The 16,155-nt window shown below is 54.6% G+C and carries 12 protein-coding genes; 1 reads left to right on the top strand and 11 read right to left on the bottom strand.

Annotated elements, in window-relative coordinates:
• Window positions 1-42: 42 nt before the first annotated feature.
• The 3 genes from deoC to mnmA all read right to left on the bottom strand — a co-directional run bounded on the left by deoC (window position 43) and on the right by mnmA (window position 2,432).
• On the bottom strand, window positions 43-810 hold the full coding sequence (gene deoC, locus ACYVC2_RS05925) for a deoxyribose-phosphate aldolase (protein ID WP_461101382.1): 768 nt from the start codon (window positions 808-810) through the stop codon (window positions 43-45).
• Between the two features lie 43 nt (window positions 811-853).
• Entirely contained in the window at window positions 854-1,087 is a 234-nt protein-coding gene (locus ACYVC2_RS05930; RefSeq protein WP_461101383.1) for a response regulator transcription factor, read from the bottom strand.
• Window positions 1,088-1,283: 196 nt separating this feature from the next.
• The gene (gene mnmA / locus ACYVC2_RS05935; protein WP_461101384.1) at window positions 1,284-2,432 is read right to left on the bottom strand and encodes a tRNA 2-thiouridine(34) synthase MnmA; all 1,149 of its coding nucleotides are present in this window, start codon (window positions 2,430-2,432) and stop codon (window positions 1,284-1,286) included.
• Between the two features lie 148 nt (window positions 2,433-2,580).
• Here mnmA and ACYVC2_RS05940 point away from each other — a divergent pair, with 148 nt between their 5' ends.
• Window positions 2,581-3,147 (top strand): hypothetical protein, encoded by a 567-nt coding sequence (locus tag ACYVC2_RS05940; RefSeq protein ID WP_461101385.1) that lies wholly within the window; start codon window positions 2,581-2,583, stop codon window positions 3,145-3,147.
• Between the two features lie 20 nt (window positions 3,148-3,167).
• On the opposite strand, the gene ACYVC2_RS05945 is transcribed toward ACYVC2_RS05940, so the two are convergent.
• The 8 genes from ACYVC2_RS05945 to ACYVC2_RS05980 all read right to left on the bottom strand — a co-directional run bounded on the left by ACYVC2_RS05945 (window position 3,168) and on the right by ACYVC2_RS05980 (window position 16,153).
• Complete coding sequence (locus ACYVC2_RS05945) at window positions 3,168-4,397, bottom strand: DUF5690 family protein (protein ID WP_461101386.1); 1,230 nt, start codon at window positions 4,395-4,397, stop codon at window positions 3,168-3,170.
• A 120-nt stretch (window positions 4,398-4,517) separates the two neighbouring features.
• Window positions 4,518-7,280, bottom strand: a complete 2,763-nt coding sequence (locus tag ACYVC2_RS05950; protein ID WP_461101387.1) for a phosphoesterase — start codon at window positions 7,278-7,280, stop codon at window positions 4,518-4,520.
• 9 nt (window positions 7,281-7,289) lie between these two features.
• Window positions 7,290-7,829: an HD domain-containing protein gene (locus tag ACYVC2_RS05955; RefSeq protein ID WP_461101388.1), complete on the bottom strand. Its 540-nt coding sequence runs from the start codon at window positions 7,827-7,829 to the stop codon at window positions 7,290-7,292.
• Between the two features lie 134 nt (window positions 7,830-7,963).
• Window positions 7,964-8,890, bottom strand: coding sequence for a metallophosphoesterase family protein (locus tag ACYVC2_RS05960; RefSeq protein WP_461101389.1), 927 nt, complete (start codon window positions 8,888-8,890; stop codon window positions 7,964-7,966).
• A 122-nt stretch (window positions 8,891-9,012) separates the two neighbouring features.
• Window positions 9,013-10,599 carry a SusD/RagB family nutrient-binding outer membrane lipoprotein gene (locus ACYVC2_RS05965; RefSeq protein WP_461101390.1) on the bottom strand — a complete coding sequence of 529 codons (1,587 nt, stop codon included), beginning with the start codon at window positions 10,597-10,599 and terminating at the stop codon, window positions 9,013-9,015.
• Between the two features lie 78 nt (window positions 10,600-10,677).
• Window positions 10,678-13,926 (bottom strand): SusC/RagA family TonB-linked outer membrane protein, encoded by a 3,249-nt coding sequence (locus ACYVC2_RS05970; RefSeq protein ID WP_461102296.1) that lies wholly within the window; start codon window positions 13,924-13,926, stop codon window positions 10,678-10,680.
• A 219-nt stretch (window positions 13,927-14,145) separates the two neighbouring features.
• Complete coding sequence (locus tag ACYVC2_RS05975) at window positions 14,146-15,297, bottom strand: TIGR03364 family FAD-dependent oxidoreductase (protein WP_461101391.1); 1,152 nt, start codon at window positions 15,295-15,297, stop codon at window positions 14,146-14,148.
• A gap of 118 nt (window positions 15,298-15,415) precedes the next feature.
• Window positions 15,416-16,153: an HAD family hydrolase gene (locus tag ACYVC2_RS05980; RefSeq protein ID WP_461101392.1), complete on the bottom strand. Its 738-nt coding sequence runs from the start codon at window positions 16,151-16,153 to the stop codon at window positions 15,416-15,418.
• Window positions 16,154-16,155 lie beyond the last annotated feature (2 nt).

The raw sequence follows: 16,155 nt of genomic DNA on the forward strand, positions 1-16,155 counted from the left end.
GAGAGTGATGAGTAATGGATAATGAACAATGAGTAATGTCTTTCAGTAGCTTTGAGGGTTGGTGTCCGGGCGGGGGTGCCGCGACAGAGTCGTCTGACCGAATCGCTGGTAGGCGTCCGTCAGAATAGCGGCCGTTGCTGATGTGCCAACCCGAGTGACCCCTAGTTCCTGAACCCTCAACAGCTCATCGAGCGTACGAATGCCACCCGACGCTTTTACCTGCACGTTCGGCCCGACATAGGTCCGCATCAGCCGTAGATCGTGTTCGGTAGCGCCCTGGTAATCGTAGCTGCCGTCAGGTCCTTTGACAAACCCGAAGCCGGTAGAGGTCTTGACAAAAGCCACCCCGACTGTCGTGCAAATGGCGCACAGGCGAATCTTGGGGGCATCGTCCGGTAGAAAATCGTTTTCGAAGATCACTTTGAGGATGGCTCCGTTATCCAGGCAGACCTGCTGAATCACCCGGATTTCGCTGGTTATGTAGGCCCAGTCCTCACTCAGAACTTTCCCAATGTTCACAACCATGTCGATCTCGACGGCTCCGTCGCGGCAGGCCTGCAACGTTTCGGCTGCTTTAACGTGGGTCGTGCTGGAGCCATGCGGAAAACCGATGACGGTTCCCACCAATACGTCAGAACCGGCCAGCAACGCATGAGCCAGCGGAACGGCATGGGGCTTGATGCAGACCGACGCGACGTTATACGCCATGGCCAGTTCACAACCCGCCCGAAGCTCCGAATCGGTCAGGGTAGGATGCAGCAAAGCATGGTCAATCAGTTTGGCGATCGACGAGAGAGAGGGTGTAGGCATACAGAAACCCGAACGAGTGGGCTAAGATAAGTAATTCGGCTGGCTACAAAGGTACCACCCCGGCTCGTATTGCCCAAAGCGCCAGGCCGACCCGGCTTTTCAGGTTCAGCCGCACGAAAAGGGTTTCCCGGTAGCCATCGACCGTGCGTGGACTGACACACATCCGATCGGCAATTTGTACATAGGTTAATTCAGAGCAGGCCAACTGGAGAAACTGACGTTCGCGAGTGTTTAAGGTAATGGGTGTTGAACCAGGGGTGGATGCGGGCTTATTCATGGAATGGAAAGAGGATAGAGAGTAAGTTAACACAGGGTAAATACGTAAATCATCGTGTTATTACCCGGATGATTTACGTAAACGGTAAAAATACCCTAAAACAAATGATTTACTATTTGTTTTAGGGTATTTTTACTTATGTTAACCTCTGATGCTTAGATCGTTACAATCTATCCTTAAGCTGTCGCAAATGTAATTAGTGTACGGGTTCCATCAGGTTTACTGTCTCCGCTTGTCGGTCACTTTGCCGGAAACTTTTCATGATCCAGCCGCCACCTACCACGTCATCGCCTTCGTAGAATACAGCCGCCTGTCCGGGCGCAATGGCCGATACACCTTCGTGGAAAAGCACCTCGATGCGGTCGCCGGTCTGGGCGATCGTTGCCGGAGTACCGGGGTCTTTGTACCGCACTTTCGTGACGGTTTCGAGCGGTGCGGTCAGGCGATCGTATTTCTGCAGATTCAGCTTACTCACTATCATTCCGTCACGGAACAGGTCCTTGTCGACCCCCAGTACCACTTCATTGGTATCTTTCCGGATTTCGGTCACGAACATCGGCTGGCCGAACGCCATACCCAGCCCTTTGCGCTGACCAATGGTGTAGAAGGGATAGCCCTGGTGTTGGCCCAGTACTTTTCCAGTGCCTTCGAGTATAAAATTGCCTCCGGCCACTTCGGCTTCCAGACCGGGCATGCGCCGTTTTAAAAAACCCCGGTAGTCGTTGTCGGGTACGAAGCAGATTTCATAGGATTCCGATTTGGTCACCAGTTCGATAAAACCGCGCTCTTTGGCCATTTCCCGGATTTCCGATTTGCGCAGATGCCCCAGTGGTAGTTTGGTTCGGCTCAGGCTTTCCTGCGAGACACCCCACAGCACATACGACTGGTCTTTGAGAGTATCGACGCCTTTGGAGAGAACATGCCGACCGTTCTCCTCCCGGATATGGGCATAATGACCCGTCGCAATCGACTCACAATCAAGCCGATCGGCCCGGCGGAGCAGCGCATCCCATTTGATGTGCGTGTTGCACAGAACACAGGGGTTGGGCGTCCGGCCTTCGAGGTACTCGCCTGTGAAATGGTCGATTACATAGTCACCGAATTCCTCGCGGATGTCGAGAATGTAGTGCGGAAAGCCAAGGCTGACGGCAATGTTGCGGGCGTCGTTGATGCTGTCGAGGCTGCAGCAGCCGGTTTCTTTTTTGGTTCCGCCCGAAGAAGCGTAATCCCAGGTTTTCATGGTCATCCCGATGACCTCGTAGCCTTCTTCGTGGAGCAGCACCGCTGCCAGTGAAGAGTCGATGCCGCCACTCATGGCGACAAGAATACGTCCGTGTTTGCTCATAACTTATCTGACAAGGTTCAAAGCCTTGCGATAACGATTAACTGTTACCAGGTGATTTTCGTAGACAAAAATACGTAGTTTGCTAACAGCATTTGGCTATAACTTGGTTTCAACCTGAACGAGCATCCGAAATTTGTCTGGTAAGCCGATGAAAAAAATCGTGTTTCTGCTACTGATGGTGAGTGGAGAGTTGCCCGCTCAGCAACGAATAGAATGTTCTATTTCTCCTTCTTTCGACAGCCCCGCTACTGTGCAAGTCCAATGGACGGGTGGGAAGTCATTTCGGCTCATCTTTAGGCAGAAAGGCAAAGAAACAGGACCCAGTGCGGCTTTTAGCTGGGGGGAAGACACCACCCGGCTTGTCGATGTGCGCATGATGGGAACCTATTTTCAGCAGTTTCCGCTGGCAGACACGGTTACGATTCAGGCGCAGGAGCTACCGAATCTGTTAAAAAGCTTTCAGGAAGTATCGACTGGGGCAAAACGATTGTCTACTCTTCGGGACGACAGGATGCTGTTGGATGGCCTTACCTGTTCGCTTCAGGTCTTTAGCGCAGCCTCAAACCCTCAAGAGTTAAAATACAGCACACCTGGTTATGCCGGCAATCGGCTGATTCACCAGTTTCTTCAGGAAGTGGTGGGGGCGCTGAAAATGAAATCGACCAACCCGGCCACCGTAAATTACTGCATGATTGTCGATCGTTACATGGAATGATCAACGGGCACCGACACTCATCAGCTGACCTGATGCAGGGAAACGTTGAGGGTTGTCTCGCTGCGGTACCGCTGCCGAAAATACAGAAAGGAAATGATAACCAGCACGCTGTACACAACCGCCAGCACGTAACCGCCGTACATGAAAAACTCGCGGAAGCTGATATTGGCGTGCCCGAAGTTTTTATACAGTAGAACCGCCACGCTGCCCAGATACCCGTACCAGTCGGCCAGGGTAACGATGAAGCCTACCGTACTCACGTACCGGAATGCGGCTACCAATCGCTCGAAATACAGGCCGTTGCAGGGAACGTAGGCCATATACAGCCCGAGGCCCGTGAGCAGGAACCAGTTACCCGCAGACAGTAGACTGATCGAATAGGCATAGGTGCTGAAGCCGACCAGCAGCCCGCCCAGTAGCATGATGCCGTTCAGGAGGGCGAAAGCCTGGAAGTTATTTTTTACCCGCTGTAACAGCGCCATAATGATCAGCACGCCAACGGCGACTAGGGTTTCGGTTTTGGCAAAAATGCCGGGGTTCTCGACGCCCGCATCGCGCAGGATTTCGGGACCGAAATTGTCGCGGAAGTCGCGGAAAGCTGAGAGCAGCACGTAAGAAATGATGAGCAGGATCAGCCCCGGCCCGAAATTCTGAACGAAAGCCCGGCGTTCGCTGGCGTTCATAGGTTCACGCTTGGTCCGCTGCTGCTGGTCTTCGTGGGTGGGCGGGGGGAGCAACGTTAAGGCGTAGACCGAACCTAGCATCGGCAGTACGAACAAGGCACCGGTCACGAACGGCAGCCAGAACTCCGACACGCCCCAGTCGCTTTTGATGGTCAGCGCATCGGTTTGTCGGCGACCTTCCAGAAAACCGAGCATAATGCCGTAGACCATGCCGAGCGGCAAACCATTGAAAAACAGAAAGATAATGTTCCAGGGAGCTGGCACGACCGCAAACCCGAGTAAGGCCAGCAGCGCAATCCCCACAAACAGCAGCAGGTTAGCCGCCCGGCGGCCCGGCGACATCTCCGATACGACTTTTACGCCGATGCGTTTAGACATCGCATAGCCGAACACCTGCGCCGTAATGAGCCAGATTTTGTAGCTCACCCCCGCAAACGCCAGCCCTTCGAAGGTGACAGCGGTGATGCCTTTGCGGAAGGCGTACATGCAGGCATAGGTGCAGAACGCAACTGTAGCACCGAAAAGCACAAAAACGGTTGGATGTCGAAGGAAAGCAGGGGAACGCATCAGTTTTTGGTTACGGTTCGCCGAGGGCTTCGAACACCTCTTTTATAAGTTTCGAAGGCAGACTCTTCCCGGCATAATGAGGCAAAACAACTCTCGCTGTTGTGCAAGATAATGAATATTTCATTTCTCCTGCTGTTGCCGATAATGCTCGGCACGCTGGTCAGCGCGGTCGTCCATGTCGGGGCCCCGCTGAATTTTTCGCCAGTCGAATGCCTTCTTATATGGTTTCATGGCGGCCTGTGGATCGAAGATACGGACATCGGGCAATACCGCATCGTACGGTCGGAAATCGGGTTTGTCAGTAAAAAAATCCTGAAGAAGGGATGCCGTCAGGTCGTACTGATTGACGTAGGGAACCCCAAGAATATTATAAATCACTTTCAGGATCGAACCGAAATTCGCGTGGGTATGCGATACGTAGCCTCGTTTCACATACGGTCCGGCCATCATCAGCAACGACCGGTGCGCATCGATATGATCGACACCGCCCTGCGGGTCATCTTCGGTGATTATCACCAGCATATTTTTCCAGTATTTGGTACGGGACAGAAAATGCAGAATCCGGCCAACGGCAAGGTCATTATCAGCCATGTACGAATGCAGAAAAGGGTATCCGAAATCGGGCCGTGGCCCGGCTCCGTGGTCGTTTGGCACCTGCATCGTGACCAGTTGCGGCATGGTTTGTTTACCCTTGATCCATTTCGCGGTGAACTCGCGCTCGAACTGTTCCATCCGGTACTGGTCCGGCACGTTTGTGTTGTAGCCTGCATAGTCGCGGGAGGTATGCGGAAACACGGCTTTCGGCATGGGAAACACGACGGATTGCGCAGCGCCGAACTGGGTCGTTGTCCACTCCTCCACGGCTCCGGCATATTCATTGGCCTCGCCGAAGTTATAGAGCGAAATTTTGTTTCGCTCGAAGGCTTCCCATAACCCGCCAATTTCGTTGTAGTCTTCCGGGTCGATGGCACCCGATGATTTAGGGAAGCGCCGACCGGGGGCTTTGGAGTCCGGGTCGAAGCGACCCGCTGAAGCGGCATTGGCCTCGACCCATTCGTTGGGAATCGTGCCCATCATCCAGTGGTGACCGTGAATGCTGGCGTCGGAATCACAATAAAAATTGTCGGAGTACGCAAATTGCCGCGCCACCCGCTGGTGATTGGGCATGATATCGGCCGCCGTGACGCGCACCGTATCACCCGCCTGATCGGTCGTTCGGCCACTGTTGCCCCGAAGGGTCGTTATTCGCGATTTCACGGTTACCCCTACGCCGAATCGGGCCAGTGTCGAATCGCCCCGACCGCTGGTCAGTTGCCCCAGCACTTCGTCGTAAGTGCGGTTTTCTTTCGTAATGTAGACAACGTGTTTAATCGGCGATGCGCGTTTTTTGGGCAGTACCGGCATCGGATTCCGGCCATCGTCGGCAAGGGCAACCGGCTGGTAGGTATTGGCCTGCACTTGTTTTGTGTAGGTGGCTAACTGAACCGCGTCGGGTATGGGTATCGCCTGAAACGTACCCAGCTGAATATCGCCGATGTAGGTTCCCTGTGGCGGTTTTACAAAGCCCTGCCCGCCGTTAGGCCCGGCGCCGTAGCCTCTTGCCGAGGTTATGTACAACGTTTTCTCATCGGGGGAGAGCGCCACACGAGTCGGGCCCCAGCCGGTCGGAATCAACCCACGGACTTTGCGGGTCGGCAGGTCAACGACGGCGACAGCATTGAACGCGAGCAGGGCCACATACAACGTCCGTTCATCTTTCGTCAGCGTCAGACCAAAGGGCATCAGACCCCGGTAGCGGTCGAGCCGGGCATCGAGTTTGAGCGGGATCGTACTGATCCGTTTTTTGGCCGAAGCCGCCCCCGGTTTGTAGTCGATCACCGAAATATTGTCGTTGGTCGCGTTCGACACGTACGCATAGCGGCTGCCAACCGTGACCGAATTCGGTGATGCACCCCCCACAACTTCCGCTTCTTCGATCATTTCTCCAATCTGAACCCCTGTTTTGAACCGACTGACCACCTTGTTGGTCGTCAGATCGATCGTCCAGACGCTCATCGCTTCGTCTGCAAGCGGGCTTCCCAAACCCGGAATCCGTTTGCCCTCGACCTCTACGCCTTCCGCCGATTCCTTCGTATGAGCCGCGTAGGGCGGAAATTTAAGGGCCATCGTATCTTTATTGGTCTTCGTCACGCCCGGCACTTTCGGGTACGCGTACAACCCTACATTCGCCACAAAGGCCAGCTTTTTCGTCGGGCTGATGGCCAGTCCGAACGGTTGTCGACCGGTGGGAATCGACGCGGTGATGCGTTTAGTGGCCAGATCGATGCGGACCATCCGGAAATTAGCCCGGTCAAGCACCAGTAGTTCGTTGCCATTCAGCAGCAGGTCCGACGTGAAACTATCCGTGTAGCCATTCCCATCCAGACTGATGCTGTCCGTCGTTCGCAGTCGATCGGTGTCGAAGATCAGAACACGACCTTTGTCGCCATTGCTCAGATAAACCGTTCGATTATCGGGGGCAAAAGCGACGCCCAGAAACGACCCTTCTTTCAAAGCTGCGGGAATTTTACCGCTATAATCGGGAACGCGGGTTACCGCTAAACTCGACAGATTCACGACACTCAGACTGCCGTCGTGAAGTGATACCGCCCGCTGACCATCGGGTGATAACGCCAGGCCAAAGGGATCATTGGTGATGCGCCGGGTTTGTCCGGCCGGGGTTACGTACCGGCCGCTCGGCAGCACTGCCCGCCCTTTTCCGGTATCGATTTGACAAAACTCGACCCGACCCGGCACTTGCAGCGTCGTATAAACGTTTTGTTTCGGCTGAGCCATAAGCTGACCCGAAGCAAGCAGCAGCGAAGCAAACAGAGCGTGGTTCATAGGGATCCTTCAGGCGATCAGGCGCTTACCGATAGCCAGGTAGTGATCCATCCCCGGCGTCGGCAGACCCGGAATTTTTGCCTGTTCGTCCCAGACCCGCATCAGTAGAATACCTTTGAAATACGGATTCGTTTCAAAGGCCGCGGCCTCGGCAGGCGTCATGGGGCCGCCCTGAAATTCGAGCGTTTTCAAACTCGCTTCCGACAGCCGGGCGAAATAGTTCGGGTTTTTATAGACCAGATACCGCTTGGCATTGACGTGATGCTCGATCAACTGAGCCACTTTTTCCGAGAAACCCATTTTCCGCAGATAATCGGCGCCGAGTTTTTCGTGATCGACCGTACCGTAGCCATCCATGTACCCATTGGCCAGTTCAGGCGGCAGCAGATGGCCAATGTCGTGCAAAAAAGCCGCGACGACAGTTTCGTCGTCGGCTTCGGCCTCCTCGGCCAACAGGCCGCATTGGAGCGCGTGTTCGAGTTGAGTTACGGGTTCGCCAAAGTAAGCATCCTGACCACCCTGAGCGAAAAGTGTAGCAATCGTTTCCATGTGTAGTGCCGGACACGACGTCCGGGTCGATAAGTAATGAACCTCTTTTTGACGGCTGCCAGACCCAGTCGTTTCCCGAAGTCGCTTCTCCGATTCGGGGTCGTTACCCAGGTCTGTGCGTTGAAGGGGCGGTGCTAGGTGTATTGTAAGTACGTCCGTTCGATGGTTCCGTCGTCGTACAGATCGATCAGCGCGTAACCTGCTTTGGTTTGCTGGTAGGTATCGCTTTTCCACCAGTTTCCGCAAACGGCCCCGTTGCAGAGGTACGTCACCCCGTTGTAATCGACCCGATCGAGCAGGTGCATATGGCCACTTAAAGCCGCTTTTACGTTCGGGTACTGATAGAATAATTTCAACAGTTCGGGGGTGTTTGCCAGAACAAGAGCCGCCGGAATGGTCCAGTTTCCTTCTTTGACATTCGTCTCGCTGAAGAACCCAGTCGGGCTGAAAATCGGGATGTGCGACATAATCAGAATAGGCGTTTTCGCGCTGGTTTTCGCCAGGTCCTGCTTCAGCCAGTCTAGTTGCTCGGGGTCGATGTTGCCCGTGTACCACTTGCTGTCGGGCTTGGGCTGCACGCTATCGAGAATGATAAAGTGCCAGCCATTTCGATCGAATGACCGGTACCGACCGCTGACTTTCATCTGTTCGACCGCCCATTTCTTCCCATACATCGGATCGGTTTTAGCGTTCTCGAAGCCCCAGACATCGTGGTTACCGATGCAGTATTCGATGGGCAGCGAGTTATTGGCTTTTACAACGGTATGCCAGGCGTCCCACTGTTTCTGGACGTCATCCCGGTCTTTGGCCAGCGCATCCATGATCACATCGCCACCGTGCAGGATAAACGCGGGTTTGTCCTTGTGGCTCTGGGCATGCTGAAAGCATTTGGCGACCGATTCCATCGGTTTGGCGTCGGGGGTCAGGTGGGTATCGCCGAGGTAGGCAAACCGAACGGATCGCTTGCGGGCCAGTGTCGCATCGACGGATTCGGTATGATGGGCAGGCTCCGGCACGAAGGGCAACAGAGCCGCTGATTTGATGAGGTTTCTACGGTTCATTGGGCTAGTTAGCAACTACACACAAACGTAGCGATAATACGAGAAAGATTGTCGATGACTTCCCTCATAACGGATAAAGCCCGGACACAGTCTGGAGACGGTGCCCGGGCTTCGATACCGGATTATTTGAGCAACCACATGGCCGCGTTGATGTCGTCGTTGCCACCGTACTGACTCGTTACGGCCGCCGTGTTGTTGGCCGTATTGTACGACCGCTCGGTGGCCGGATATTGCCACCGTAGCGGAATCCGCTGGCTGTTGGCCGTGCCGGGCCCCACTAGGAACGTCGGAACGCCCGTTCGGCGCTGGTTGTAGAACGCTTCCAGACCCGACTGCTGAAAGAAGGCCAGGTATTTCTGCGTCAGAATCTGCGTCAGCCCCGCCGTCGTGTTCCCTGCGTATTTTACTGCAGTCTGCGCGTAATAATCGGCGAAGCTTACATTGACCGTATAGGTATTGAAGACTTTATAGCCGCCATCTGCCGAAAAATAGACCGTATTGGCTCCGTCTTTGAGGCCATAAAAACCCCAGGAAGCCAGGATGCCGTTTTTGTAATTGTCTTCTGCACTGCCCGTTGCCGACGAGGATGCGGCCCAGCCCCGATTGAGGCCTTCGGCAATGCTGAGCAACTGCTCCGGATACCCGATGATGATGTACGGCTCGGCCGTGTAAGTGCTGTAGTAGTGCCTGCGGTTCTGAAACGAATACAGCCCCTGGTTCGCGTTCGATGACATCGTCGCTAAATCTTCGCCCGACGAAGCGCCAACGAAAGCCGCGAAATCGGTAGGCTTGAGGCCAGCCGCTACTTTGGCCGTAGCGGGTTCGGCTACCACAAACGTACGCGGATCGTTGAGGGATGTCAGCGTACCGAGGTACGTAGCAGTCATGTTCTCGCGGGTAGCATTCTGGCCGAAATTGTCGGGATTGCGCGGGTACTTGTTGTACTGGTTGTTGTAGACGTATTGCAGGTTATCATCCATCGACGCCATCAGCGGATATTTGGTCGGGTTGGCCAGCACCTCGGCAAAACGCGCTTTGATGTTCAGGTCCGTATCGGCTTCTTTCTTGCTCAGACTAACCAGCACCCGCAACTTGAACGTGTTGACGACCTTCTGCCACTTGGCCAGCGAGTTGCCCAGGAAAATGTCGCCCGTTAGGTTGTTGTCGTTTTTGGCGATCAGCGAGGTCAGGTCGGCGTTGGCGTCATCGAGCCATTTCAGCACCTGCACATACACGTCCTTCTGGCTATTGTACTTCGGAGTCTGGTTATCCAGACCCAGCAGGGCATCGGTCATGGGAACGTCGCCCAGCCGCTTGGTCATGTTCTCGAAGAAAAAAGCCCGAAAAAATTTCCCCAGCGCGGAGTAGGCATTTACATCGGGTAAGCCAGCCTTTTTGGCTTCCTGCTCCATTTTGACCACATTTTTCAGCGTAGTGTAGTAGAGGCCAGTCGAGGTCCAGGAGTATTCGTTCGTCGCGTAGTAGTTGTAGTTGCTGGCGTAAAACTGGTCGTACCGTTGGGCATCGTTCCAGGCACCACCGCCCGCAACGCTATACATGTCGTTCAGTACTCCATTGAAAACCAGCGAAGCGGGCGCGCTGGTCGGCCGGTTGGGGTCCTGTTCGAGCTGATCGAACGGTTTTTCGCAGCCCGTCAGCGTCAGGCCGAGAGCAAAAAGCGAAAGAAAGATACGTTTATGAAGTTTCATAAGGTTTTTAGTCGATAATAGTTAGTAGTCAGTCGATAGTGGCACTGACCACTGGTTACTGACTACTAACTACTGTTTTTAAAATACCAGATTCAGGTTGATACCGTACCGGCGGGTCGTTGGGGTTTGCAGGGTCGAAATCCCACCCGTCAGATACTGGTCGAGGTCGATGTCTTTGTATTTGGCGAAGTACAGCAGATTCCGGCCGACGAGCGAAACACTGGCCTGTTTAATGCCCAGCCGACTCAGGGCCGTTTGGGGCAGCGTATAGCCGATGATCACTTCGCGAAGCTTGGCAAAACTCCGGCTCATCAGAAAAGCTTCTGCCTGCCCGTAATACCGGGCAATGTAATCCTGCTCGAAGGTCTTGGTCGTGTTGGGCGCGTATTTAAGTTCGCCATAGTTCAGCACGTTGCCATTGACGTCGTAGTTGATGGTGCCACTAGCCAGGGTAACCCCCGGACCAACGTACGACTGGATGTTCTGCACGTCATTTTTGCGGGCTTCGCCAAATGCACCCTGCACGGTTTCGATGTTACGACCACCCTGGAAGGTTTTCTGCCGGACGTAATCGCCGATGATGCCACCCACGCGTCCGTCGAACTGGAAGCTGAAGTTGATATTCTTGTAGCTGAAGCGGTTGTTGATACCCCAGACAAATTTCGGGTTCACGTAGCCCAGAAACTGCGCCACCGGATTGGCGATGGGTCGGCCACCCGCGTCGTTGATCAACTGCCCATCGGGCGTTCGAACGAAAGCCCCTGAGTAAAACCCATCGGTCCGGTCGCCGATGTTGATGAAGCGGGAACTGCTGCTGCTACCCACAAAATAGTTGGAGGCCAGCGTGTTGATACCGCCTTCGGGATACACTTCTTTCAGCCGTTCGGTGTAGGTCGAATAGTTGGCGACAATGTCCCAGTTGAAGCCTTTCGTCGTACGCAGCGCCTGGCCGGTCAGTGAGATTTCTCCACCTTTTTTCTGCGTCATGATCCCGTTCACCAGTCGGCCAGTGTAGCCGGTGGCTTCTGAAGAAGGCAGGGTGAAAATGCGCGGACCGTCGTTACTGACGTAATACGTAGCGTCCAGGGCCAACCGGTTATTCAGGAAACGGATATCCAGACCCACTTCAGACTGCGAGGTCGAATTGGGTTTCAGGTTGGGGTTGTTGAGCGTGTTGGTGTAATACGCAGCCGGTTTGTTGTTGTACATCAGCGGCAGGTTGTACACCGCCGAGTTCTGATACGTCGGGCCGCCGTACGACGAGTTGTAATCGACGCCGTAGCCCAGTGGGAAGGCCGCGCCCGGTGTCGAACCGATGGTCGATTGGGTCAGCCCGTCTTTAACGTTGGCATACGAAGCCCGGACTTTCAGGAAGGAAACACCCTGCGGCAGGCGTACATAATCCGAAATAACCGTGCTCAGCGCCACCGACGGATAGAAATAGGCGTTGTTTCCTTTCGGCAGGGTCGACAGTTTGTCCAGACGGCCTGTGGTAGTCAGCGTAGCATAATCGCGGAAGGTAAAGTCGGCCGAGTAGTAAGCTGACAACACCCGCATATCGGCCTGGTAGTTATTGGCAATGACCGTGTTCGACGAGTTGGCGAAGTTATAAACGCCCGGTACGTTCAGGTAGTTGGTGCTGGCGTAATCGGAGTTGTAGTTGAAAATCCGGGCTTCGCCACCCACCAGCGCATTGATCGACAGCGCCGGAATGACCTGTTTATTGTACTGTAGCAACACCTGGTTGATGTTGTCGAACATATTCCGGCGGTCTTCGCGGTAATCGCCCCGCGCTTCTTCGCGACTGTAGGTGGTAGCGGAGTAGGGGAGTTTCTCGGTACGGAGCAGTCCGTAAGTCGTCAGCTGGGCTTTACCCGTTAGTTGCAATCCCTCGGCGATCTGGTACCGTAGCGACGTATAGCCGTACAGGTTATTGTTGTAATGACCGCGCAACCAGTATTTGGCCAGGAACCAGGGATTGTTGTAACGCTGGTATTCGGCGTAAATCTGCTGGGTACCTTCCTTACCCGGTTGCCAGATCTGCTTCATGTCGTCGATGTTCCAGTCGGCACCGCCCCAGGCAATGATGTTGTAAATCAGTGAGTTGGGGCCGTAGTTGACATCCGGGAAGTTAGGCGTGAACTGCCGGTTGAAATTCAGGCTCGACTCGAAGCGGAGTTTGGGCGAAAAGTTATACCCGCCGGTCATGTTGAAGTTGACCACGTTCAGCTTGGTGTTCGGAACCAGACCGCGCTGGTAGTTATACGAGAGCGAAAAGCGCATGTCGTATTTCTCACCCGATGCCGCAACGGCCACGTTGTTGTTCGACAGGATGCCCGTCTGGATGAACCGGCTCAGGTTGTCTTTTCCGCGGGGCAGAAAAGGTGTGGGCTGGCGGTCGCTGGTAAAGGTTTTGCCGTTTGGAAATTTGGTCGTGAACGTTTGGCCGGGAACAACCGGGCTGTCGTACTGCGGAATCAGCTGACCATTGAGCGCCGGTCCCCAGATGTCGTAGTCGCCGTCGTTCAGGCCGTTGCCTTTCCCGTCGCCAAAAGCGTATACGCCGTGGTCGCCGGGGCCGTATTCGTCCTGCACTTTCGGAATGGCGATGAAGCCATTGTCGAACATCTGGCTGGTATTGACCTCGACCGAAAATCCGCGTTTGTCTTTCGTGCCCCGCTTGGTCGTGATCAGAATCGCACCGTTTTTCCCCCGGAAGCCGTACAGCGCCGAGGCTGATGCGCCTTTCAGCACGGTGTAGGTTTCAATATCGTCGGAACTGATGTTCCAGGTATCCGACGTAATGGGAATACCGTCTACCACGAACAGTACGTCCGAATTGCCCCGTAGTGAGATGTTCGGACGGCCCAGCAGCTCCGAGGAGGCCCCGATCGTCAGACCCGCTACTTTCCCCGTCAGCGAATTGATCGGGTTGGGTTCGCGGGCTTTCAGGAGTTGGTTGCCGTCGACCGTCTGAATGGCGACGCCCGTTTGCCGGATATCTTTTTTGATACCGAGGGCCGTCACGACCACCTCGCTCAAAGTCGAGGGGCCTTCGCTCATCGATACGTCGATGGTGGTCCGGTTGCCGACCGGGATTTCCTGGCTCTGGTAGCCGATGAACGAAAACGTCAGGGTAGCATTGGCCGGATTATTTACGGTCAGCGTATAGGTTCCGTCAGCGCGGGTGGTCGTGCCCGTGGTGGTTCCTTTTATCAGAATCGATACACCCGGAAGGGGTTTCTTGTCATCAGCACCGATAACCGTGCCGGTAATGGTTTGAGCCAGCGCCGATAGGCCTGACACCAGACAAACGAAAAACGCCATCGATAGTCGGCGAAAAGCCTGTATCGGTGGCGCTGAAGACTGTAGATAAAGCTTCATACAGAGGACGGATTGGTTGACTACTTAAGTATTATCTCGCAAAATTAAGATTTGGCTATTGCGTTAATATTAAGTATATTTTACTGCGATGTCAACAAACCATCCAAATATTCATACTGGCTTAATATAGAATCGACAAATAATTATTTTTGTTGTGATAGCTTATGCGCGGCTGCCAGACAGTTGTTCGATACTGGCTTCTGCATAGCCTGCTCCCGAACTCATCCCTTTGCCACCAACACCGGTGATAATGCGAATGGTAGGGTCTACGGCATACTCGAAAATTTCGTTTTTGGTCTGGCTGTAGAAGCCCGCCCAGGTTTTACGGACGGTTAACGGAAACGACACGATACGTCGGGCTTCGGCCAGCATCAGCTCATTGATGTAGTCCTGGGTATGATAGCCCAGATCTTCGGCCTCGGTGGCGTCGGCGTATTCGTGCGAATCGCCCACGATGATCGATCCGTCGATGGCTTGTTTAAACAGAATATGAATGCCCCATTTTTTCAGTTCGGCCAGGTGTTCGGGGGTTTGCAGCGCGGCATAGGACGGGCATTCCTGAAACGCTTCGTAACGACGTATGGTCAGGCCCGTCAGGATGTTGCCCGGCAGTTGCAGACCCGCTACCGGCTCGACGAGCAGCATCTGTAATTTACTGACGACCAATCCTGCCTGGGCGAGTACATCGGGAAATAACAGCCGCACCTCGTGCCCACCGCACAAAAGCACCTGGCCTGCCTGAAAGCGCTGCCGGTTGCTCAGCGTGACGGTTACGCCGGCACTGCCCGACGCTACGTCGGTCACCGCTGAACCAGGCCGGTAATCGACGCCAAATTTTCGTTGCACATACGCAATCAGCCGGTGAATCATCTGCTCCGGCTCAACGCTCATTTCCTGCGGGAAAAAGATACCACCCTGCACGTAATCGGGTCGCAGGGACGGGTATTTGGCCAGGCACTGCGCCTTACTCAGTAACTCGCTGGGGTAACCGATGGGCTGGTACCGGTCGTGGAGTTCATTGGCCAGCATCCACTCATCGGCATCCGACGCAATGTAAATCGTGCCGTTCTGCCGAACCGTCAGATCGGTTTCCTGCTGAATCTGCCGGTAGATTTCCAGGCTCCGGCGGCCATAGTCGAACCAGCGACCGGCCAGGCCCGAGGGCACCACCTGCCCAAAATTTCGGACGGTTGCTCCAATCGGGTAGCGGTCTTTTTCGAGCAGCAGCACGCGCTGACCGGCTTTAGCAGCATGGTATGCATGGAAGGTTCCGAGGGCACCGGCACCAATAATAATCAGATCGTAAGCGGGCATAGGTTGTAATGCAAAATGGATAATGAATAATGCATAATGAATAGTGGCGAATGAATAAGGTGGAGTGACAACGTCGGCTTCGAATTAACGGGCGACATTATCCATTATCCATTTTGCATTATACATTGATTGCCGCTTCCCGGGAGGCCAGCAGCGTAGGCAGTTCCCATAATGAGCCCAGCAGCCGGTCGTGCGGGTAAGCTTCCAACTGCTCACGTGAGTGGGTTCCGTTTGTCAGGCCCAGGTTTAGCGCAACGCCCGCGGCCCGGCCCGACAGCAGATCGGAAGGCGTATCGCCGATGTTCACGACGGCTTTGGGGTTGGTCACGCCCAGGATGCGCATCGCCCGCTCGATCATTTCCGGATAGGGGCGGCCGCGCTCGACTTCATCGCTGGCAATGGATAGTTGAATGAGGCTGTCGGGGGTTCCGATTCGCTGATCGTTGAGGCCGTCCAGCCAGCCGAGTTTTTCGAGAATAATATCCGTAACGACCCGGTAAAAACCTGTCGTCAGGGCAATGGGAATACCGCGTTCGCGCAGGTAGGCGAAGGTCTCCAGACACCCTTCGGTTGGGGTGGCCCCGTGTGTGCGGTAATGATTTTCCAGAATTCGTCGAAAGGCATCGTACGAGACGTCGACCCGATGGGTTATATCTGTAGCGGTTTCACCAAGCTGTTCTTTCCAGAGCGTCTCGAAAACATAGCGTTTCGCCAGTCCCTGCATGGCCAGAATCCGCTCGTCGGAAACAGACAGTCCCGTTTCGGTAGCGGCTTCGGCAAAGCACCGTTCTACCTCGTGCTGGTCGGTTACGGTCGTGCCAGCCATGTCAAAAACCACTAATTCAATAGGTTGCATGA

Source organism: Spirosoma koreense, assembly GCF_054777875.1.